This is a genomic window from Rhizobium sp. Root708, from assembly GCF_001429725.1.
Classification (GTDB): domain Bacteria; phylum Pseudomonadota; class Alphaproteobacteria; order Rhizobiales; family Rhizobiaceae; genus Rhizobium.
Genome location: NZ_LMHV01000007.1, coordinates 1 through 20,741, shown reverse-complemented (window position 1 = coordinate 20,741; position 20,741 = coordinate 1). Strand labels below are relative to the sequence as shown.

Here is a 20,741-nt window from a genome sequence, read left to right as displayed (position 1 = left end):
ATCGCGCCTTTCTCCGATTGCTTTTTATGGGACATGACCATGCTTGAGATTAAGAACCTGCACGCCCGCATCGCCGAAGACGGCACCGAGATCATCCGCGGCCTGAACCTCACCGTGAAGGCAGGCGAAGTCGCCGCCATCATGGGCCCGAACGGCTCCGGCAAGTCGACGCTGTCCTACATTCTCTCCGGCCGCAGCGACTATGAAGTGACCGAGGGTGACATCCTTTACAATGGCGAGAGCATCCTGGAGCTCGACGCTGCCGAGCGTGCCGCCAAGGGCATCTTCCTGGCCTTCCAGTATCCCGTCGAAATTCCGGGCGTTGCCACGATGCAGTTCCTCAAGGTGGCGATGAACGAGCAGCGCAAGGCTCGCGGCGAAGAGGAGTTGAAGACGCCTGACTTCATGCGCCTGGTAAAGGACGCTGCCGCCAAGCTGCAGATCAACACCGAGATGCTGAAGCGTCCGCTGAACGTCGGCTTCTCCGGTGGCGAGAAGAAGCGCGCCGAAATCCTGCAGATGGCGCTGCTGCAGCCGCAGCTTTGCGTTCTCGACGAAACCGATAGCGGTCTCGACATCGACGCACTGAAGATCGTCGCCGATGGCGTCAACGCGCTTCGTTCGCCGGATCGCGCCGTCATCGTCATCACCCACTACCAGCGCCTGCTCGACTATATCGTTCCGGATACGGTTCACGTTCTCTACAAGGGCCAGGTGATCAAGTCGGGTGACAAGACACTGGCGCATGAGCTGGAAGCCAATGGTTACGCCGACATCATCGGTGCGGCAGCCTGATTAGGGCGGAAAGGACGAGTCTCATGAACATGCAGACGACGAGCCGCCAGACCGCTGCGGAAGCGGCGCTCATCGAGGCTTTCAACAATCAGATCGGCGAACTGCCGGGCGACGGTTCTGTTATCGCCATCCGTGACCGCCTGCTTGACGATCTGAAGAAGGCCGGCCTGCCGACGCGCCGCGTCGAGGCCTGGCACTATACCGACCTCAAGACCCTGCTGCGCGCCATTCCTGATCAAGCTGGCGACGCCGGCTCCGAAGCCCGCGATCCGCTAGTCGAAGAGTCCTCGGTTCTCTCCGTCATTCAGGGTGTACCCGATCTCAAGCGTTCGATCGACGGCCTTGCCGTATCCGGCTACGCGGCTCAGCTCTCCAGCGGTGCTGCTGCTACCAGCCTCGGTGCGCTCAGCAGCGACGACGCGATCGGTCGTATCAACGGCAGCTTCGTTCGCGATGGCTACGTCATTGACGTTGCTGCCGGCACGTCGCTTGAAGAGCCGCTGGAGATCCAGTTCGTTCACGCCGGCGGCCAAGCGCATACGCGCCTGCCGGTCAACTTCGGCGCCAACGTCAAAGGGACTATCATCGAGCGTCACCTGGCGGTGACACCGGATGCGGCCTTCGTGTCGCATGTCAGCGACATCACGGTCGGTGAAGGCGCCGAGCTTACCTGGATCATCATCCAGCAGCAGGGTGCCGACGATACGCACCTCGGCCAGATCCGCGTCGACCTCGGCGCCGATGCCAAGCTGAAGCTGTTCGTCATCAATGCCGGTGGCAAGCTGGTTCGTCAGGAACTGCATATCAAGGTGACGGGCGAGGGCGCCGATCTGACGCTACGCGGCATCAATCTGCTGGGCGCCGAAACCCATACCGACGTGACCATGGTTCTCGGCCACAACGTTCCGCATACGGGTTCCACCGAAGTCATCCGCAACGTCGTCTTCGACCGCGCCAAGGGTGTCTTCCAGGGGATGATTCGCGTTGCGCCTGATGCGCAGAAGACCGATGCCAAGATGGCGTGCAACACGCTGCTGATGTCCGACGACGCCGAATTCTCGGTGAAGCCGGAGCTCGAGATCTTCGCTGACGACGTTCAATGCGGTCATGGCGCCACGGTCGCCGATATCGACCACAACCATCTCTACTATCTGATGGCCCGCGGCATTCCGGAGAACAAGGCGCGCGCAATGCTCGTCAATGCGTTCGTTGCCGAGATCGTCGAGGAACTTGAAGACGAAGCCCTGGTCGAGTCGCTGGAAGGCGTCATCTCGGCTTGGCTCGAAAAGCACGCGTGATCGGATAGCGTCATGGACAAGATAGTTCCGGCCACCGCATACGACGTCGAAGCCATTCGCAAGGATTTTCCGATCCTTGCGAAGGAAGTCTATGGCAAGCCGCTGGTCTATCTCGACAACGGCGCCTCCGCACAGAAGCCGCAGGTCGTCATCGATGCGATCTCGAACGCCTATTCGAACGAGTATGCGAACGTTCATCGCGGCCTGCATTTTCTCTCGAACGCGGCAACGGACGCTTATGAGGGGGCACGCGAGAAGGTCAGGCGCTTTCTCAATGCGCCCGATGTCAACGACATCATCTTCACGAAGTCTTCGACGGAAGCGATCAACACCGTCGCCTATGGCTGGGGAATGCCCAACATCGGCGAGGGCGACGAGATTGTCATCTCGATCATGGAGCATCACTCCAATATCGTGCCTTGGCATTTTATCCGCGAGCGGCAGGGCGCCAAGCTGGTGTGGGTGCCCGTCGACGACGAGGGCGCGTTCCATATCGAGGATTTCGAAAAGAGCCTGACGGAACGGACGAAGCTCGTTGCGATCACGCATATGTCGAATGCGCTCGGCACCGTGGTTCCGGTCAAGGAAATTTGCCGTATCGCCCATGAACGCGGCATTCCGGTGCTGGTCGACGGCTCGCAGGGCGCCGTCCATATGCCTGTCGACGTGCAGGACATCGATTGCGACTGGTACGTGATGACCGGCCACAAGCTCTACGGGCCGTCGGGCATCGGCGTGCTCTATGGCAAGAAGGATCGGCTGCGCGAGATGCGGCCCTTCCAGGGCGGCGGCGAGATGATCTTCGAGGTGACGGAGGATGCCGTGACCTACAACGATCCGCCGCACCGCTTCGAAGCCGGAACGCCGCCGATCGTGCAGGCGATCGGGCTTGGCTATGCGCTTGATTACATGGAGAAGGTCGGCCGCGAGGCGATTGCAAAGCACGAGGCGGGTCTAGCTGCCTACGCCGCGGAGCGACTACAGGCGGTCAATTCGTTGCGGGTGTTCGGAACTGCGCCAGGCAAGGGCGGAATTTTCTCCTTTGAACTCGCCGGACTGCATGCGCATGACGTGTCGATGGTGATCGACCGGCAGGGTGTTGCAGTTCGCGCAGGGACCCATTGCGCCATGCCGCTCTTGAAACGCTTCGGCGTGACCTCCACATGCCGTGCATCCTTCGGCATGTACAATACCCGCGCCGAGGTGGATGCCTTGGCCGACGCGCTTGAGTATGCGCGCAAGTTCTTTGCATAAGGAGTAGGCCGTATGAGCCTCGATGACAGCGAACAGAAGATCGACGTGCGCGAAGGAATCGTGCATTCCAGCATTCCGGCCGATGAACTGGCGCGCCTCAGCGACGACGTCATCATGGCGCTGAAGACCGTCTATGACCCGGAAATTCCCGCCGACATTTTCGAACTCGGGCTGATCTACAAGATCGACATCGAAGACGACCGCATGGTCAAGATCATGATGACGCTGACGGCGCCTGGTTGCCCCGTTGCCGGCGAGATGCCGGGCTGGGTGGAGAACGCCGTTGGCGCTGTCGAAGGCGTATCCGGCGTCGAGGTCGGGATGACCTTCGATCCGCCGTGGACACCCGATCGCATGTCGGAAGAGGCGCAGGTCGCGGTCGGCTGGTACTGATCCGATCTTGCCGCGCGCCTGGTATTGATCGGTTAAGCTGCTGGCACTACATTTGAATCGTGAAACGCCGGACCTTTAATCCGTGCGCGGAAGGAGAAGAGGCCCATGGGCTTTGCAATAATGAGCATGACGGAGGCCGCCGCGAACCGCGTGAAGGCTATCGTCGAAAATTCCGGACCGGAAGCCAAGGGCCTTCGCGTCGGGATCAAGAAGGGCGGCTGCGCAGGGATGGAATATACCATCGACCTCGTGACCGAACCGAATGCGAAGGACGACCTGATCGAGCGGGATGGCGCCAGGGTCTGGGTCGAACCTTCGGCCGTGCTCTACCTGCTCGGGACCGAAATGGGCTTCGAAAGCACGACATTGCGTTCGGGCTTCACCTTCACCAATCCGAATCAGACCTCAGCCTGCGGCTGCGGCGAATCTGTCGAGTTGAAGCCGGCCGATCTCGCAGCGCTTGCCGCCGAGGGCAACGCCGTCGTTCCGGCGCACTGATTGCCACTATCGACCGAATTATCGACAAGGCCGCCGTCTCGGTGGCCTTTTTCATTTTACCTCGCCGCAGCCGGGCTTTAAGGGCCTTGGCTGTACGCCGTGCCATCACCGCCGCGGAAGAGGAATAGACCGACGAAATGCTTTTGTTGTTCCTGAAGGGCGCTCTTCTGGGTGTCATCATCACCGCGCCGCTAGGACCGATCGGAATGCTCTGCATCAACCGCACGCTCGAGCGCGGCTTTGCCGCAGGCTTTTCGTGTGGTTTCGGAACTGCGGTTGGCGACGCAAGCTATGCGCTTGTGGCCGTGACCGGTATTGCGGTGTTTCAGCAGACCATGTCGGCGGCAACGTTGCCATTGGCAATCGGCGGCGGCCTACTCCTGTTGTGGCTCGGATATCGCGGACTCAACCATGATCCCATCCAGGCTGCCGATATCAAGGCAGGCGGGCTGCTCGGAACGACATTGGCGACGTTCCTGCTCACAGTCTCCAATCCTGCAACGATCCTGTCTTTTGGAGCACTCTTCGCCGGCTTTGGCCTGACGGAGGAAACGCGGCGTTTCAGCTCCGCCGTCATTGTCGGCGGTGTCTTCAGCGGCTCTCTTGCCTGGTGGTTTTTCCTGAGTGGTGCGGTGAGCCTCGCCAGAAGACGGTTGCCGCAGGATTTTACCGGCAAAGTCCTGCGCGCCACGAGCTATCTGCTGATCGCATTCGGAATTCTGGCGCTCGGCTCAGCCGCCTATTCTTACCTCTAGGGCTGCCTGACAACCGGCCGCTTTAGAGGATGCCAATATCAGCGGCCGCCATCAGCGATCGGTGGAAGGCACCGGCGAACATTATCGTGCCCATACCAAGCAGGCCCGGCAGGCTGGTGATGCCGCTCACGGTGCCGGTATCCTCGCTCAAGCGCTCGATATTCTGCTCGATTGCAGCGATGCTCTCGAAGGTCGCCTTCTTGAGGAGTTCATCGGGAAACTCGACGTCGAAAACCTCTTCGAGGCGCATCATCAGCTGAACGCAGGCAAACGAGGTGAGCCCGACGTCAAACAGATTCTGGGTGTTGGAAATTTCGCCGGCATCGACCGCAAGCTTCGCGTGGCTGGCAAGGGCTCTACGGATTTTACTTTCCATCGGTCGCATCTCCGCATAACTATTTCGATTAGCACGCTACACAAGGATAGCGTCAACTCCAACTTACCAAAAAGTTGGTAGAGTATTCTTGGTGAATTTAAGTATAAAATTGTCGTGACCGGGTCTGCTATATTTATGGAACTGCACAGTTCCAAATATCCGTTTCGATTTGTTTTTTATTTCTCTGTAGTATTTCTTTTCACAAATTTGTTTGGACCCTCCTGAATTCGCAAGAATCGCGTGACCACGCTGCGAAGCTATGTGCGATAGCCGGGAACGGCGGCCCCTTCTGTCCGCTCAGGGATCCTGTTCATGACCAGCCAGATGTTTCACTCGAAATCGACCGAGGAGGTCATCAAGATCCCTGCGATCGGGCTGGAACTCAGCGTCCGGGTCGACCCTTCGACGACGGGTGGGCAGTTCTGCTTCATCGACACGATCAACGCGCCGGGCTTCGGGCCGCCACGCCATCGGCATCGCGAGACGGAAGTTTTCCGGGTGATGGAGGGGCGGTATCTGTTCGAGGTGGATGGCCGCCAGTTTTACGCCGAGGAGGGCGACGTCGTCACCGTGCCGGGTGGGGCGGCGCATGCCTTCGTCAACGTCACTGACCGGCCGGCGCGGCAGTATATCCTGATCGCGCCCGGGCTTGATGCAAAAGCCTTCTTCCTCGGGCTTGCCGGCGTCATGCGCGACGGGCGACCGGATACAGTAGCGCTCAACGTCTTCGCCAGAACCTGGGACGTCGAGTTTCTAGGACCGCCGCTGACCGTGCCGCGTGAGGGTTAGCCTCCCGCTCAGTCGTTCTTGATATCGATGCCAGCCTCGATGGCGGCGGCGATGAAGGCCTTGCGAGCGTCTTCGTTGCTGCGCTTGCCCTTGATGACGTCGGCGCAGATGAGCAGGGCCTTGTCGAGGGCGGGGCCGTCTTCCGTCGGCCAGTCCTCGATCATCGCCCAGGAAGCTGCCTGGGTCGTAGCGATGGTGACGTACTCGCCGGGCTCTTCCAGCGCCAGCATGACGGGGTGCGGCCAGGGCTGCTGGGTGATATCGCCGTCGGATTTTGCCATGGGACTGGTCACCTGTTGTCTGTTGTCGAGTGGCGGCTTGCTTAGAGCGGCGGGCGTGCGGCGGCAAGCGGAAAGACGCTGATATCAACCATTGACCGATGATGGCGGGTTCGTCGCCGTGGTGAGCTTGTGTGTCGGCGGCGGCGGTTGCGCGGTAGAGAAGCCTTGAAGTTCGGGCGTTGGGGTGTTGGATGCCCCGAAGATACCAAAACGCCCGGGCAAAGCCGGGCGTTTCGATCTCGTATCCTTACTCGGCCGCTTCGGCGTAATCCTCCAGAGGCGGGCAGGTGCAGATCAGGTTGCGGTCGCCGAAGACGTTGTCGACGCGGTTGACCGGGGACCAGTACTTGTCCACGCGGAAGGCGCCGGGGGGGAAGCAGGCCTGTTCGCGCGAATAGGGGCGGTCCCATTCGCCGACGAGGTCTTCGACCGTGTGCGGGGCGTTCTTCAGCGGGTTGTTGGTCTTGTCCGAGCGGCCTTCCTCGATGTCGCGGGCTTCCTGGCGGATCGCCAGCATGGCCTCGCAGAAGCGGTCGAGTTCGGCCTTGGTTTCCGATTCAGTTGGCTCGATCATCAGCGTGCCTGCTACCGGCCAGCTCATGGTCGGCGCGTGGAAGCCGCAGTCGATCAGGCGTTTGGCGACGTCGTCGACGGTCACGCCTGAACTGTCGACCAGCGGACGCGTGTCGATGATGCACTCGTGCGCCACGCGGCCGGCCTCGGACTTGTAGAGCACGTCGTAGGCGCCCTTGAGCCGGGCGGCGATGTAGTTGGCGTTGAGGATCGCCACCTTGGTCGCCTGTGTCAGGCCTTCGCCGCCCATCATCAGGCAGTAGCTCCAGGAAATCGGCAGGATGGATGCCGAGCCGAAGGCTGCTGCCGATACCGCGCCCGAACGACCGTCGGTTTCCGGATGGCCGGGCAGATGCGGGGCGAGGTGCGACTTGACGCCGATCGGGCCCATGCCGGGACCGCCGCCGCCATGCGGGATGCAGAAGGTCTTGTGCAGATTGAGGTGGCTGACGTCGGAGCCGATGTCACCGGGGCGGGACAGGCCGACCATGGCGTTCATGTTGGCGCCGTCGAGATAGACCTGGCCGCCGTGCTTGTGCACGAGATCGCAGATCTCCTTCACCGTTTCCTCGAACACGCCATGCGTCGAGGGGTAGGTGATCATGCAGCAGGAGAGGTTGTCCGAATACTGCTCGGCCTTGGCGCGGAAGTCGTCGAGGTCGATGTCGCCGTTTTCGCGAACCTTGACGACCACGACCTTCATGCCGACCATCTGGGCGGATGCCGGGTTGGTGCCGTGCGCAGAAGTCGGGATCAGGCAGACGTCGCGATGGCCGTTGCCGTTGGCGATGTGGTAGTTGCGGATCGTCAAGAGGCCCGCATACTCGCCCTGCGCGCCGGAGTTCGGCTGCATGGAGAAGGCGTCGTAGCCGGTGACGGCGCAGAGCTTTTCGGTGAGATCATCGATCATCTCGCGATAACCGAGCGCTTGATCAGCCGGCACGAAGGGATGGATATCCGAAAACTCCGGCCATGTGATCGGCAGCATTTCCGCCGTGGCGTTGAGTTTCATCGTGCAGGAGCCGAGCGGGATCATCGACCGGTCGAGCGCGAGATCGCGGTCCGACAGACGACGGATGTAACGCGTCATCTCGCTTTCGGCGCGGTTCATGTGGAAGATCGGATGCGTCAGGTACTCGCTGGTGCGGGCGAGGCCCTTTGGCAGGCGATAGCTCGGCTCGAAATCGGCGACGGCGAAGTTGCCGCCGAAGGCGCGCCAGACGGCTTCCAGCGTCGCCGGGCGGGTACGCTCGTCGAGGCTCATGCCGACCTTGGTGGCGCCGACCTTGCGCAGGTTGACGCCTTCGGCGACCGCCGCGCGCAGGATGACGCCCTGCATGTGGCCGACATCGACGGTGATGGTGTCGAAGAAGGTCTCGGGCTCGATGGTGTAACCGAGCTTTTCCAGGCCCTTGGCCATCAGAACGGCCTTCTGGTGGACCTGCTGGGCGATCGCCTTGATGCCCTTGGGGCCGTGGAAGACGGCGTACATCGAGGCCATGACGGCGAGCAGAACCTGCGCGGTGCAGATGTTCGACGTCGCCTTTTCGCGGCGGATGTGCTGTTCGCGGGTCTGCAGCGACAGGCGATAGGCGCGGTTGCCGCGGGCATCGACCGAGACGCCGACCAGACGGCCGGGCATAGAGCGCTTATGGGCGTCCTTGACCGACATGTAGGCCGCGTGCGGGCCGCCGTAGCCGACGGGAACACCGAAGCGCTGCGACGAGCCGATGGCGATGTCGGCGCCCATTTCGCCGGGCGACTTCAGCAGCGTCAGCGCCAGGATGTCGGCGGCGACGATGGCGATGGCGCCGGTCTGGTGCAGGCGCGAGATCAGGCCGGTGAAATCATGCACATGACCGTGCGTGCCCGGATACTGGAAGATGGCGCCGAAGACGTCGACCGGGTCGAGATCGGTGAAGGGGTTGCCGATGACGACGCTCCAGCCGAGCGGCTCGGCGCGGGTCTTGATCAGCTCGATCGTCTGCGGATGGCAGGCGGCGTCGACGAAGAAGGCCTTGGCCTTCGACTTGGAGACGCGTTCGGCCATGGCCATGCCTTCGGCGGCAGCGGTCGCTTCATCGAGCAGCGAGGCGTTGGCGACGTCGAGGCCGGTGAGGTCGCAGATCATCGTCTGGTAGTTCAGGAGCGCCTCGAGGCGGCCCTGGGAGATTTCCGGCTGGTAAGGCGTGTAGGCCGTGTACCAGGCCGGGTTTTCCAGGATGTTGCGCTGGATGACCGGCGGCGTGATCGTGCCGTAATAGCCCTGGCCGATCAGCGAGGTCAGGACCTTGTTCTTGTTTGCGGTTTCGCGCAGCTTGTCGAGCGCCTCGCGCTCCGTCATCGGCGCGCCCCAGAGGAGCGGCGCCTTCTGGCGGATGGAGGGCGGGACGGTCGCGTCGATCAGCCCGTCGAGGCTGTTATAGCCGATAACCTTCAGCATATCGGTCATTTCGGCCGGCGAGGGGCCGATGTGACGACGATTGGCGAAGTCGTAGGGCTGGTAGTCGGTAAACTGGAATTCCGTCGGCGTCGTCATTACGCGGTGAGCTCCTTGTAGGCCGCTTCGTCGAGCAGGCCGTCGGCATCGGCGGCGTTGGCGAGCTTCAGCTTGAAAAACCAGCCGGCGCCCTGCGGGTCGGAATTGACCAGCGACGGATCGGCGACGATGGCGGGGTTCACTTCAGTGATTTCGCCAGCGAGCGGGCAGTAGACATCCGAGGCGGCCTTGACGGATTCGACGGTGGCGGCGTTGTCGTTCTTGCCGAAGGTGGCGCCGACTTCAGGCAGTTCCACGAACACCAGATCGCCGAGTTGTTCAACGGCATAGGTGGTGATGCCGACGGTGGCGACACCGGCTTCGATCTGCAGCCATTCGTGTTCTTCGGTGAATTTCAGCATGGGATGGTCCTCTCTGGGGAATGGGGTGTGATATTGAAATGAGATAGTGCGGTGGAGACCGGGAAAGACCCTCCCAACCCTCCTCACAAGGGGGAGGGCTTAACCCGGCGGCTGTGCCACGGGTCTTGTCCCCCCTTGTGGGGGAGATGGCCGGCAGGCCAGAGGGGGTATAACCCGGCGCAGACATCCGTTATTCCTAGCGCTTGTAAGTCGGCGTGACGAAGGGCAGGGCCGCGACTGTCACCGGCAGGTACTTGCCGCGAACCTCGGCGTAGACGACCGTTCCGACGTCGGCAGACGCGACCGGCACGTAGCCCATAGCGACCGGGCCTTCGACGCTCGGGCCGAAGCCGCCTGAGGTCACTTCGCCGATTTCGGTCGTGCCTTCCTGGTCGGCGTAGAGCTTGGCGTGGCCGCGCACCGGCGCCTTGCCATCGGGTTTCAGGCCGACGCGGCGGCGGATGGCGCCGTGGTCGAGGTCGGAGAGGATGCGCTCAGCGCCCGGGAAGCCGCTGGCGCGGGCGCCGCCGGTCTTGCGGGCCTTCTGGATGGCCCAGACGAGGGCTGCCTCGACGGGGGTCGTGGTGGTGTCGATGTCGTTGCCGTAGAGGCAGAGGCCGGCTTCGAGTCGCAGGCTGTCGCGGGCGCCGAGGCCGACCGGCTCGACGTCGGGGTGCTCGAGCAACCGCTTGGTGACATCAACGGCCATGTCCGAAGGGATCGAGATCTCGTAGCCATCCTCGCCGCTGTAGCCGGAGCGCGAGACGAGACAGGAGACGTCGTGCAGGCGGCAGTGGCGCACGTCCATGAACTTCATGGCGGCGACATCGGCCCAGAGTTCGGCCAGGGCCTCGACGGCGCGCGGACCCTGCAGCGCGATCAGCGCGCGGTCGAGCACCGTGATGTCGCAGGTGTCGGAAAGGTGCTTCTTCAGATGCGCGACGTCGGCATCCTTGCAGGCGGCGTTGACGACGACGAAGAGGTGGTCGTCGAGATGGGTGATCATCAGGTCGTCGAGAATGCCGCCGTTTTCATCGGTGAAGAAACCGTAGCGCTGGCGTCCCTCGGCAAGCCCGAGGATGTCGACGGGAACGAGGCTTTCGAGCGCAAGCGCGACGTCCTCATACTTGCCTGACTTCGCCTTGATGACGACCTGGCCCATGTGGGACACATCGAAGAGACCGGCGGCTGCGCGGGTCTGCAGATGTTCCTTCATGACGCCGGCTGGATATTGCACCGGCATGTCATAGCCCGCGAAGGGAACCATGCGGGCGCCGAGCGACAGATGCAGGTCATGCAGCGGGGTTTTCTTCAGGGCAGCAGTATCGTCCAAGGACGCCTCCGGTGTTTGCGCGTGGGTTCCATGCGCGGGCTCAAATATTCGGGCGCGGTTGCGCCTTGTTTCGAGCCCCCTCTGTCTGTTTGCCTGAGATTGTTATCCCTTCGGCGCGCGTTTCAAGAACGCATCTCTCCAGAGTTCCGTCTGCCCCTTGCTGGTCCTTTTGCCTGAGAGTTTCCGGGGCGGTTGCTCCTTCGGCACCGACTGCGACGAGCCGGCTTCTCCCAACAAGGTTGAGCGCAATTATCTGGCGATGGCTGCACTTGGCAAGGGGGGAATGTCGCCGCCGAGCAAATTTTTGTCGCGAGTCTCGGGAGGACGCCGGCGAACGATCAGTCTTCTTCGTAGAGTTTGAGAGCCTGGTTGAGACTTGCCTGCGGCTGGCGCTGGCCCATCGTCATCAAGTCAAGCGCCACTTCCGTCGACTGGATGATTGCGGCAGTGTCATCGATATCCGCGCCGGCATCGAGCTTTTCGCGCCGCTCGGCAACGCGTCGCGCTTCCTTCGCGGCGATACTGGCGGGAACGCGCTTCGGGATTCTCAGGCTTTCCAGCGCCACAACGGCGGTGTCGGCGGATATGGAGATAAGCGAGACTGACATCGCATAAGAATAGCGGACCGCTCTTGGCATCCGGCTAATAAAAAGGCTGGCATTTTAAGTGATTGTGAAACCTGTCTCTTCGGACAATTGGCTTGGAGCGCAAAGTTGCGCTAGACCCATCGGATGACACAAGCTCTTCTCGTTGCACTTGGTGGTGCGCTTGGTTCCGTTGTGAGGTATTATGTCGGGCAGTGGGCGCTGCGGCTGGCCGGCCCGGCATTTCCCTGGGGCACCTTGACCGTGAATGTCGTCGGCTGCTTCGTCATCGGGGTACTTTCGGAGCTGATCGGGCGCAGGTTCGGCGGCTCGCCTGAGTTGCGGATGCTGCTCATGACCGGTTTCCTCGGCGGCCTCACGACGTTCTCGACCTTTTCACTCGACTCGATCGCGCTCTTTGAACGCGGCGCGATAGTCGAGGGAACGATATATATGATCGCCAGCGTTGGTCTTTCGATAGGCGCCGTCTTTGCCGGACTTGCAATCATGCGCGCGCTGCTTTGAGATTCCGGTTTCCGTTTTTGGCGAAAATGCTCTAAAGCCACGGGCAAAGGCCGCGCCTCATGCGCGCAACTCTTTCCGAAAGATCATCATGGCAGGTATCGAACACATCAAGGTGGAGCCGGACGAGGCGGGCATGCGGCTCGACCGATGGTTCAAGATCCATTACCCCGGGCTTGGCTTCGGGCCGCTGCAGAAGCTTCTGCGGTCCGGCCAGGTGCGTGTGGACGGCGGTCGCGTCAAGACCGACGCGCGCGTTCAGCCCGGCCAGATGGTGCGCGTGCCGCCGCTGGATGTCGACGCGAAGAAGACCGGGCCCATCGCCAGCCACGACCTGAAGCACGGCGGCGACTACGAGCTCCTGCAGCGCATGGTGCTCCACGAGGACGACAAGGTGATCGTGCTGAACAAGCCGGCCGGCCTTGCCGTCCAAGGCGGCTCCGGCGTGACGCGCAACATCGACAAGATGCTGGAGGCATGGACGAGCCCGAAGGGCGAGAAGCCGCGCCTGGTGCATCGCCTCGACCGCGATACCTCTGGCGTGCTCGTCATCGCCCGTACGCGCGGGGCCGCACAGAAGCTGACGGCGGCGTTTCGCGAGCGCGACACCAAGAAGACCTACTGGTCGCTGGTCAAGGGCGTGCCGCGCAAGCACGAGGATAAGATCTCGACCTGGCTCGTCAAGGAACAGACGCCGGACGGCGACCGGATGCGGGTGTGCAAGCATGGCGAGGAGGGCGCCGACCACGCGATCTCCTATTACCGTGTGCGCGAGACCGCGGCGCAGAACCTCGCCTGGCTGGAGATGGAGCCGTATACCGGCCGCACGCACCAGCTGCGCGTCCACGCGCTCCATATCGGCCATCCGATTATCGGCGACCCCAAGTACTTCGACGACGATCTCAACTGGCCGTTCCCGGGCGGCGTGCAGAAGAAGCTGCACCTGCATGCGCGCAAGATCGATATCCCGCATCCCAACGGTGGCCGGCTGCGCGTTACCGCGCCGCTGCCGCCGCACATGGTCCAGACCTGGAATCTGCTCGGCCTCGATCTCGCATCCGCAGACAGGGAAGACTACGAATGAAACTGGCGTTGTTCGATTGCGATGGCACGCTCGTCGACAGCGCCGGGCTGATCCATGAGGTCATGGCTCGGACATTCGTGCATTTCGGCTATGACTGCCCCCCCATTGCGCTGACCAAATCTATCATCGGTCTGACGCTTGATATCGCCATCGCTCGCATGCTGGGCAAACCGCATGTCGATGACGAGGCTGTTGCGATGACGGCGCATTACAAGGCGATCTACGCAGATGTTCGCGACGAGCCGGGTATGGATGTACGTCTGTTCGACGGCATCAACCTGCTCGTCAACACATTGGCCGCACAGGATGAAATCCTGATTGGCGCGGTAACCGGCAAATCCAGGCGTGGCCTTGTGCATGTGCTTGAAACCCACGGATTTGCGCCGCATTTCATCGTCTCGCGGACCGCCGACGATTGCCCGTCGAAGCCTCATCCGGCCATGGTCAGCGAATGCTGCGATGAAACGGGAATGAATCCAGCGGATACCATTGTCATCGGCGATGCTGTTTACGATATGCAAATGGCAAAGGCAGCCGGTGCGACCGCCGTGGGCGTCTCGTGGGGCTATGCCAGTGTCAGCGATCTCGTCGCTGCTGGCGCCGATAGCATCGCCGATCACCCGGACGACATTCTGAAACACTTTCCGCGAGGGTAACCATGCGCGATCTTCTGAACGACTTGTCCGAGGGCCTGAGCCATCCCGATCCGATCCGGCGGGCACAGGTTCAGATGAAGAAGCCGCTGCCGAAGCGCTTCTACAAGAATGTCGAAATCACACCGCGCGACGAGGATTTCGCCCTTGCGCTCGACGGCAAGGCCGTCCTCACCCCCGCGCGTCACGTGCTTGCCGTTCCGACAAGATCGTTGGCCGAACTGGTTGCGCGGGAGTGGGAAGCACAGGCTGATGTGATCGATCCCGCGACGATGCCGGTCACCAGGCTCGTGAACACTGCGATCGACGGGGTCGCCACCGACACGCAGGCGGTTTTTGAAGATATCCTGCGCTTTTCGACAAGCGATCTGCTCTGCTACCGCGCGGACGGACCGAAAGAGCTTGTGGATCGCCAGAGAGATCGCTGGGATCCCGTTCTCGACTGGGCGGCGGAAGCCTTCGGTGCGCGCTTCATCCTGATCGAGGGCATTATCCACCGTGCTCAGCCCGGCGAAGCCATCTCGGCCTTTTCAGCGGCTCTGCGCCGGCACTCGAGCGCTGTTGAGCTGGCTGCACTTCATACGTTGACGACGCTGACGGGGTCGGCGCTGCTGGCGCTGGCATTCGCCGAGGCGTTTCTTCCGCCTGACGATATCTGGTCGCTTGCTCATCTCGATGAGGACTGGACGATCGAGCATTGGGGGCAGGACGAAGAGGCGGAACAGAGGCGCGCTCAGCGCTTCGAAGATTTCAAGGCTGCCACGGACGTTTTTTTGGCCTTGAAGGGCTGAAACCAGTTGCCTTGATGCCGGTTATAGCGAAAATCTGCGACTCTATCGGGGGCGGATGCGGATTTTTGAATGAACTGGTTCAAGTCGTGCTTTTTTCGGGTCGCACTTGTCTGCATGGCTTTGGCGTCTTGTGCTTCCCTGTTTGGAAAGCAGGATCCCGGCCCGGTTTATGATGTCCGTAACGCGATCATTCTCTCCGGGCCGAACATGCCTCCGGCTCTGCTTTCCGGCATAGGCGATCGCGTCAACAAGGCGATCAACACCACCGTGCGCACCGAGGTTTATCCTCGGGTCGTGCTCACGATCCGCATCGTGTCGATCAGGCGGCAGCAGGGCTACGAGAAGAACCAGACTGTGGCCGACATCACCATCGATGCTGCCTCTGTCGAAGACGGTTCGGTCATTGCCGTCAGCAAGTTCTCCGTAACCAGCGTATCCAACAATTCCAGCTCGGCCGACGAAATCCTGGCCGAGGATATTTCGGCGCGGATTCGCTCGATCTTCACGCTCAAGGCCGGCCCCGCGTAATCAGCAGCCGCCTTGGCGGCGAGGAGTGTCCATGAAGGAAATTCTCGAAGAACTCGAGCGCCGCCGTGGTGTCGCCAAGTTGGGCGGCGGGCAGCAGCGGATCGATGCACAGCACCAGCGCGGAAAGCTTACCGCGCGCGAACGCATCGACCTGTTTCTCGACGAGGGGTCCTTCGAGGAGTTCGACATGTTTGTCGAGCATCGCTCCAGCGACTTCGGGATGGAAAAGAACCGGATTGCCGGCGATGGCGTAGTCACCGGCTGGGGCACGGTCAACGGACGCACGGTATTCGTCTTCGCGAAGGATTTCACGGTTTTCGGCGGCTCGCTTTCCGAGGCGCACGCAGAGAAAATCATGAAGGTGCAGGACATGGCGCTCAAGAATCGAGCGCCGATCATCGGCATCTACGACGCGGGCGGGGCGCGCATCCAGGAAGGCGTGGCAGCGCTCGGGGGCTACGCCGAGGTATTCCAGCGCAATGTTCTGGCCTCGGGTGTCATTCCGCAGATTTCGGTGATCATGGGGCCGTGCGCCGGTGGCGACGTCTATTCGCCTGCCATGACCGATTTCATCTTCATGGTGCGCGATACGTCCTACATGTTCGTGACCGGACCGGATGTAGTCAAGACGGTGACGAACGAGACGGTCACGGCCGAGGAACTCGGCGGGGCATCGGTCCACACGACGCGCTCGTCCATCGCAGACGGTGCCTACGACAACGACGTCGAAGCGCTGTTGCAGGTGCGACGTCTGATCGACCTTCTGCCGCAATCGAACACATCTTCCTTGCCGGAGGTCGAATGTTACCAGTCGGTGACCGATATCGATTCGTCTCTGGACACGCTGGTTCCGGCGAACGCCAACAAGCCGTACGACATCAAAGAACTGATCCTGAAGACGGTGGACGAGGGCGATTTCTTCGAGATCCAGGCGAGCTTTGCGAAAAACATCGTCTGCGGCTTCGGCCGTGTCGAGGGATCGACGGTCGGCTTCGTCGCGAATCAGCCGATGGTTCTGGCCGGCGTGCTCGACAGTGATGCGTCACGCAAGGCCGCGCGCTTCGTGCGTTTTTGCGACTGCTTCAATATTCCGATCGTCACCTTCGTCGACGTGCCGGGGTTCCTACCGGGTACCGCGCAGGAATACGGCGGGCTGATCAAGCATGGCGCGAAGCTTTTGTTTGCCTATGCCGAGGCGACGGTGCCGAAGCTGACTGTCATCACGCGCAAGGCATTCGGCGGCGCCTACGACGTGATGGCATCGAAGCATCTGCGCGGCGATCTCAACTACGCTTGGCCGACGGCACAGATTGCTGTCATGGGCGCGAAGGGCGCAGTGGAGATCATTTTCCGCAAGGATATTGCCGATCCGGAGAAGATCGCGGCCCACACGAAGATGTACGAAGACCGCTTCCTTTCGCCGTTCGTCGCGGCGGAGCGTGGCTACGTCGATGAGGTCATCATGCCTCACTCGACCCGCAGACGGCTTGCGCGTGGACTGAAGATGTTGCGGAATAAGGATTTGGCAAATCCGTGGAAGAAGCACGACAATATTCCACTTTGAAGTGAAGTATTGTCAAAAGCCGAGTAAAATCAAAAGGAAGTGATTGCACGTCAGTAATCCGTGTATTCATTTCATTTGACGGACCGGCTAACGCTCGCTTGTCTTTACTTAATAGGAGAGTTTTCATGTCCAGTTTAGAACGTCTGAGCGCGTATCAGCCCTACGCGCTCGCCGCTCTTCGCATCATCACCGCATTGCTGTTCATCGAACACGGCACGATGAAGCTTTTTGCGTTTCCTGCCGCTCAGATGGAGGGCTCGTTGCCTCCGCTGATGCTGGTTGCCGCCCTGCTTGAGGTCGTCGGCGGCGTACTCGTGCTCGTCGGCTTCCTGACGCGGCCGATTGCTTTCATTCTTTCCGGTGAAATGGCGTTTGCCTATTTCATGGCGCACTATCCGAAGAGCTTCTACCCGGCGCTGAACGGTGGCGACGGCGCCATTCTCTTCTGCTTCGTATTCCTGTTCTTGTTCTTCGCAGGTGCAGGCGCGTTGTCGGTCGATAAGCGCAAAGCTGCCTGATTATCACTGCGGCGGCCGGAAGGGCGGCCGCAACAGTTTTGGGGAATTTAAACTACCCGCGAGGGCGCCTCAGGCGAGGCGCTCCGCATGCCACTGAAGATGGTCATCCATGAAGGTGGAGATGAAGTAGTAGGAATGGTCGTAGCGCTCATGCATGCGCAGGGTCAGCTTGATGTCCGTGTCCTTTACCGCTTCCTCGAACAGCCACGGTCGCAGACCATTCTCCAGGAAGCCATCGGCGTTGCCCTGGTCGATCAGGAACTCGGGAAAGCGTGCGCCGTCGCTGACCAATGAGCAGGCGTCATACTGACGCCAGGCGGCGCGATCGGAGCCGAGATATTTTTCGAAGGCCGGTACGGACCAGTCCGCGGTCGACGGTTCGACGATCGGCGCGAAGGCAGAGCAACTCTTGAAACGGTCGGGATTTTTCAAGGCGATCGTCATTGCGCCGTGACCGCCCATCGAGTGACCGAAGATGCCCTGACGGCTCATGTCCGTCCGGAAGTGCTGGCTGACGAAGGCGGGCAGCTCTTCGGTGATGTAGCTGTACATCTGGTAGTTTTCAGCCCACGGCTTCTCGGTCGCATCTAAATAGAAGCCTGCGCCTTTGCCCATTTGCCAGTTTGTCAGCTCGTCGGGCACATCGTTGCCGCGCGGGCTCGTGTCTGGGCAGATGATGATCAAGCCGAGTTCTGCGGCCATCCGTCGGTATTCACCCTTTTCCATGACGTTGGCGTGCGTGCAGGTCAAACCCGACAGATACCAGAGGACGGGGCAGGGCTCCTTGATCGCTTGCGGGGGCACGAAGGCCGCAAAGGTCATGTCGCACTTGCAGGCCTCCGAGGTGTGGCTAAAGACGCCCTGCATGCCGCCGAAGGCGGTCGCCTGGGATAGGATGTTCATTCTATTCTCCTGATGGTGGCGTGACGGCTTTGGCGCGGCGGCACAGCCGGTCGAATGTCTCGAGAAACTGAGAGCGATCCCGTGGGCTGAATGCGGCGTTGTAGCCCTTGCTTTCGCCGGTCTCGCGCAGATGCGCGCCGAGATCACGCATGGCGCTCGCCATGCCGATATTGGTGTCGTCGAAGACGCGGCCGGTGGGACCGGTGACGAAGGCGCCGGCCGTGACGCAGCGCACCGCGAGCGGCACGTCGGCGGTCACGACTACGTCGCCCGGGCCGGCATGCTCGGCGATCCAGTTGTCGGCGGCGTCGAAGGCGTTGGAGACAATGACGTTATGCACCATAGGATCGCGCGAGGGGCGCAGGCCGGAATTGGCGACGAAGGTGACCTCGATCGACAGGCGCTCCGCAACCTTGAGGACCTCTGGTTTGACCGGGCAGGCGTCTGCGTCAACGTAGATGTGGTGCATGGGTGTTCGTCGGTGTCCTGTCGATGCGCTCGTGCGATAGTCTGGTGCGATGGCTCCGGTCCGCTGCGCAGCGAGAACGAAGGAGCGCGGGGGGGTGGTACCAAATATTTCAACTCTTTGCGAGGAAAACCAGCGTCGTCACCACATGGCGACGTGTCTGGCAGACCGGTTTGCGCACAGGTTTGCGACGCGTCGTTTTGTCCGGCCGAAAGCTACGCGCCGGGCGGCGCGCAGCGGCTCTGCTGATAACTCGCTGGATCGTCACGCCTCCTTCAGCGTGCCGGCCTTCCTCGCGGCGAAGGTCGCTAGCGCGTCCATCAAGGTTGGGTTCAGGCAGTCGTAGGGCGGAAGTCCGAGGTCGCCCAGGCGGCTGCGTACGTCGGCCATGGCCGAGGGCGGCGTGCCGCTCTCGATGATCGAAGAGACGAAGGCGGCAAAGGTCGGCTCGGGCCATCCTGCCTCCTCAAAGCGTTCGGGATGCAAGAAGGACAGTCCCTTGAAGGCGTGGTCGCGCTCGACGGGGCCGTACATGTGGACGCCGCACTCCCTGCAGGCGTGGCGCTGGATCAATGCGTCCTTGTCGACGACCGCAAGCTTGTCGCCATTTTCGAGAACGGTGATGTTGTCGGTCGAGGCGACCGCGACCACCGAGAAGACGGCGCCCTTCGGCTTCCAGCACTTGGTGCAGCCGCAGGCATGGTTGTGGGCGACCGTGCCCTTCACCGCGAGTTTGACCGGGCGGCTGGCGCAGGCGCAGACGAGTGTGCCGCCACCGAAATTCGCTTGGCCTTTCTTGACCCCGCCATCGAGCGCGGGGTGGATAGATACCTGGGATGCCATGCTCAGCTTCTCCTCCTCAGCTGCCGATGGCTCCCAAATCAGGACTGATTTGTGAAAAAGCCGCCGGCCATTTCAAAGTCGTGCCGCATTGCGTGGTGGGTGGCGTGGGCGCTCCCAGAGCCCTGTTGGGCAGGGTCGGACGTCGAATGCAAATCTAACAAACCGGCCTGATGAAAACCAGCGAATCCGCATGGTGGAATTCGCTGGTGTCAGGCTTCACGTCAGCATACCGCCCTGACCATGTCGACGTGCGGGATGCCGTCTTCGAGATATTCCTCTGAGCTCGTCTCGAAGCCGAAGCTGCCGTAGAAGCGCGAGAGGTGGCTTTGGGCGGAGAGGTAGATCGGCGCTTGCGGGAACAGCTTCTCGCAAGCCGAAATGGCCTCGCGCATGACGGCGTCGCCGAGGCGCTTGCCACGATGAGCCGGGGAGACGACGACGCGGCCGATCTTAGCGGGTGCGTCCTTGTCCGCCGGGGCGAAGATGCGGGCGGCGGCGATCAGGTCGCCGTTTTGCAGGAGGCGCAGATGCAGGGCGTCCGCATCCTTGCCGTCGAGTTCCGGATAGGGGCAGTTCTGCTCGACGACGAAGACGTCGACGCGCATCTTCAGCAGAGCGTACAGCTCGACGGCGGAGAGCCCATCGAGCCTCCGCGCGTCGACCGTGTAGTTGGGTGAGGTGGTCAATAGACCACTACGCCGCGGATGCTCTCGCCCTTGTGCATGAGGTCGAAGCCCTTGTTGATGTCTTCGAGCGGCATGGTGTGGGTGATCATCGGGTCGATCTGGATCTTGCCTTCCATGTACCAGTCGACGATCTTCGGCACATCGGTGCGGCCGCGCGCGCCACCGAAGGCGGTGCCCATCCAGTTGCGGCCGGTGACCAGCTGGAACGGACGCGTCGAGATTTCCTGGCCGGCGCCCGCAACGCCGATGATGACCGACTTGCCCCAACCGCGATGCGACGATTCCAGCGCCTGGCGCATCACCTTGGTGTTGCCGGTGCAGTCGAAGGTGTAGTCGGCGCCGCCGATCAGGTC

25 protein-coding genes and 1 riboswitch are annotated in these 20,741 nt (G+C 61.6%); of the genes, 14 read left to right on the top strand and 11 right to left on the bottom strand.

Features of this window, described 5'->3' with window-relative positions:
• Window positions 1-39 precede the first annotated feature (39 nt).
• From sufC to ASE04_RS07015, 6 genes are all read left to right on the top strand, one after another.
• Window positions 40-795, top strand: coding sequence for a Fe-S cluster assembly ATPase SufC (sufC, locus tag ASE04_RS07040; protein ID WP_056814755.1), 756 nt, complete (start codon window positions 40-42; stop codon window positions 793-795).
• A gap of 23 nt (window positions 796-818) precedes the next feature.
• Window positions 819-2,093, top strand: coding sequence for a Fe-S cluster assembly protein SufD (sufD, locus tag ASE04_RS07035; protein WP_056814182.1), 1,275 nt, complete (start codon window positions 819-821; stop codon window positions 2,091-2,093).
• 12 nt (window positions 2,094-2,105) lie between these two features.
• Complete coding sequence (locus ASE04_RS07030; protein WP_056814179.1) at window positions 2,106-3,347, top strand: cysteine desulfurase; 1,242 nt, start codon at window positions 2,106-2,108, stop codon at window positions 3,345-3,347.
• 12 nt (window positions 3,348-3,359) lie between these two features.
• Window positions 3,360-3,740: an SUF system Fe-S cluster assembly protein gene (locus tag ASE04_RS07025; RefSeq protein WP_056814176.1), complete on the top strand. Its 381-nt coding sequence runs from the start codon at window positions 3,360-3,362 to the stop codon at window positions 3,738-3,740.
• A 105-nt stretch (window positions 3,741-3,845) separates the two neighbouring features.
• Window positions 3,846-4,238: a Fe-S cluster assembly scaffold SufA gene (gene sufA, locus ASE04_RS07020; protein ID WP_056814173.1), complete on the top strand. Its 393-nt coding sequence runs from the start codon at window positions 3,846-3,848 to the stop codon at window positions 4,236-4,238.
• 137 nt (window positions 4,239-4,375) lie between these two features.
• A complete protein-coding gene (locus tag ASE04_RS07015) occupies window positions 4,376-4,993 on the top strand; it encodes a LysE family translocator (protein ID WP_056814170.1) in 618 nt (205 codons plus the stop codon).
• Between the two features lie 22 nt (window positions 4,994-5,015).
• On the opposite strand, the gene ASE04_RS29865 is transcribed toward ASE04_RS07015, so the two are convergent.
• Window positions 5,016-5,369 (bottom strand): acyl carrier protein, encoded by a 354-nt coding sequence (locus tag ASE04_RS29865; protein WP_082597280.1) that lies wholly within the window; start codon window positions 5,367-5,369, stop codon window positions 5,016-5,018.
• Window positions 5,370-5,681: 312 nt separating this feature from the next.
• Between ASE04_RS29865 and ASE04_RS07005 the strand changes: the two genes are divergently transcribed.
• Complete coding sequence (locus ASE04_RS07005) at window positions 5,682-6,158, top strand: cupin domain-containing protein (RefSeq protein ID WP_056814167.1); 477 nt, start codon at window positions 5,682-5,684, stop codon at window positions 6,156-6,158.
• A gap of 8 nt (window positions 6,159-6,166) precedes the next feature.
• Here the strand turns inward: ASE04_RS07005 and ASE04_RS07000 are convergent, their stop codons facing one another.
• The 5 genes from ASE04_RS07000 to ASE04_RS06980 form a co-directional block, all read right to left on the bottom strand.
• Window positions 6,167-6,439, bottom strand: a complete 273-nt coding sequence (locus ASE04_RS07000) for a DUF982 domain-containing protein (protein ID WP_056814164.1) — start codon at window positions 6,437-6,439, stop codon at window positions 6,167-6,169.
• Window positions 6,440-6,686: 247 nt separating this feature from the next.
• Window positions 6,687-9,551 carry an aminomethyl-transferring glycine dehydrogenase gene (gene gcvP, locus ASE04_RS06995; protein ID WP_056814161.1) on the bottom strand — a complete coding sequence of 955 codons (2,865 nt, stop codon included), beginning with the start codon at window positions 9,549-9,551 and terminating at the stop codon, window positions 6,687-6,689.
• A complete protein-coding gene (gene gcvH / locus ASE04_RS06990; protein ID WP_056814156.1) occupies window positions 9,551-9,913 on the bottom strand; it encodes a glycine cleavage system protein GcvH in 363 nt (120 codons plus the stop codon). The genes gcvP and gcvH overlap by 1 nt, the downstream gene beginning before the upstream one ends.
• Before the next feature lie 196 nt (window positions 9,914-10,109).
• On the bottom strand, window positions 10,110-11,246 hold the full coding sequence (gene gcvT / locus ASE04_RS06985; RefSeq protein ID WP_056814154.1) for a glycine cleavage system aminomethyltransferase GcvT: 1,137 nt from the start codon (window positions 11,244-11,246) through the stop codon (window positions 10,110-10,112).
• Window positions 11,247-11,397: 151 nt separating this feature from the next.
• Window positions 11,398-11,489: riboswitch (glycine riboswitch) on the bottom strand.
• 95 nt (window positions 11,490-11,584) lie between these two features.
• A complete protein-coding gene (locus tag ASE04_RS06980; RefSeq protein ID WP_056814151.1) occupies window positions 11,585-11,854 on the bottom strand; it encodes a hypothetical protein in 270 nt (89 codons plus the stop codon).
• Window positions 11,855-11,977: 123 nt separating this feature from the next.
• Between ASE04_RS06980 and crcB the strand changes: the two genes are divergently transcribed.
• The 7 genes from crcB to ASE04_RS06945 all read left to right on the top strand — a co-directional run bounded on the left by crcB (window position 11,978) and on the right by ASE04_RS06945 (window position 17,490).
• Window positions 11,978-12,355: a fluoride efflux transporter CrcB gene (crcB, locus tag ASE04_RS06975; RefSeq protein WP_056814148.1), complete on the top strand. Its 378-nt coding sequence runs from the start codon at window positions 11,978-11,980 to the stop codon at window positions 12,353-12,355.
• 88 nt (window positions 12,356-12,443) lie between these two features.
• Entirely contained in the window at window positions 12,444-13,436 is a 993-nt protein-coding gene (locus ASE04_RS06970; protein ID WP_056814145.1) for an RluA family pseudouridine synthase, read from the top strand.
• Window positions 13,433-14,092: an HAD-IA family hydrolase gene (locus ASE04_RS06965; RefSeq protein WP_056814142.1), complete on the top strand. Its 660-nt coding sequence runs from the start codon at window positions 13,433-13,435 to the stop codon at window positions 14,090-14,092. Before ASE04_RS06970 ends, ASE04_RS06965 begins: the two co-directional genes overlap by 4 nt.
• 2 nt (window positions 14,093-14,094) lie before the next feature.
• Window positions 14,095-14,880 (top strand): ATP12 family chaperone protein, encoded by a 786-nt coding sequence (locus ASE04_RS06960; protein WP_056814139.1) that lies wholly within the window; start codon window positions 14,095-14,097, stop codon window positions 14,878-14,880.
• 69 nt (window positions 14,881-14,949) lie between these two features.
• Complete coding sequence (locus ASE04_RS06955) at window positions 14,950-15,408, top strand: hypothetical protein (protein WP_056814136.1); 459 nt, start codon at window positions 14,950-14,952, stop codon at window positions 15,406-15,408.
• Between the two features lie 31 nt (window positions 15,409-15,439).
• Window positions 15,440-16,972 (top strand): acyl-CoA carboxylase subunit beta, encoded by a 1,533-nt coding sequence (locus ASE04_RS06950; protein WP_056814134.1) that lies wholly within the window; start codon window positions 15,440-15,442, stop codon window positions 16,970-16,972.
• A gap of 125 nt (window positions 16,973-17,097) precedes the next feature.
• The gene (locus tag ASE04_RS06945; RefSeq protein ID WP_056814131.1) at window positions 17,098-17,490 is read left to right on the top strand and encodes a DoxX family protein; all 393 of its coding nucleotides are present in this window, start codon (window positions 17,098-17,100) and stop codon (window positions 17,488-17,490) included.
• Between the two features lie 69 nt (window positions 17,491-17,559).
• Here ASE04_RS06945 and fghA read toward each other — a convergent pair whose 3' ends face one another.
• The 5 genes from fghA to ASE04_RS06920 all read right to left on the bottom strand — a co-directional run.
• Window positions 17,560-18,393, bottom strand: coding sequence for an S-formylglutathione hydrolase (gene fghA, locus ASE04_RS06940; RefSeq protein ID WP_056814126.1), 834 nt, complete (start codon window positions 18,391-18,393; stop codon window positions 17,560-17,562).
• Window position 18,394: 1 nt separating this feature from the next.
• Window positions 18,395-18,862, bottom strand: coding sequence for a YaiI/YqxD family protein (locus ASE04_RS06935; RefSeq protein ID WP_056814122.1), 468 nt, complete (start codon window positions 18,860-18,862; stop codon window positions 18,395-18,397).
• A 261-nt stretch (window positions 18,863-19,123) separates the two neighbouring features.
• Window positions 19,124-19,702: an S-(hydroxymethyl)glutathione synthase gene (gene gfa, locus ASE04_RS06930; protein WP_056814121.1), complete on the bottom strand. Its 579-nt coding sequence runs from the start codon at window positions 19,700-19,702 to the stop codon at window positions 19,124-19,126.
• Window positions 19,703-19,923: 221 nt separating this feature from the next.
• The gene (locus ASE04_RS06925) at window positions 19,924-20,388 is read right to left on the bottom strand and encodes a GNAT family N-acetyltransferase (RefSeq protein WP_056814119.1); all 465 of its coding nucleotides are present in this window, start codon (window positions 20,386-20,388) and stop codon (window positions 19,924-19,926) included.
• Window positions 20,385-20,741 (bottom strand): zinc-binding dehydrogenase (locus ASE04_RS06920; protein WP_156408723.1); only part of this gene is annotated, 357 nt, incomplete at its 5' end. The genes ASE04_RS06925 and ASE04_RS06920, both read right to left, overlap by 4 nt.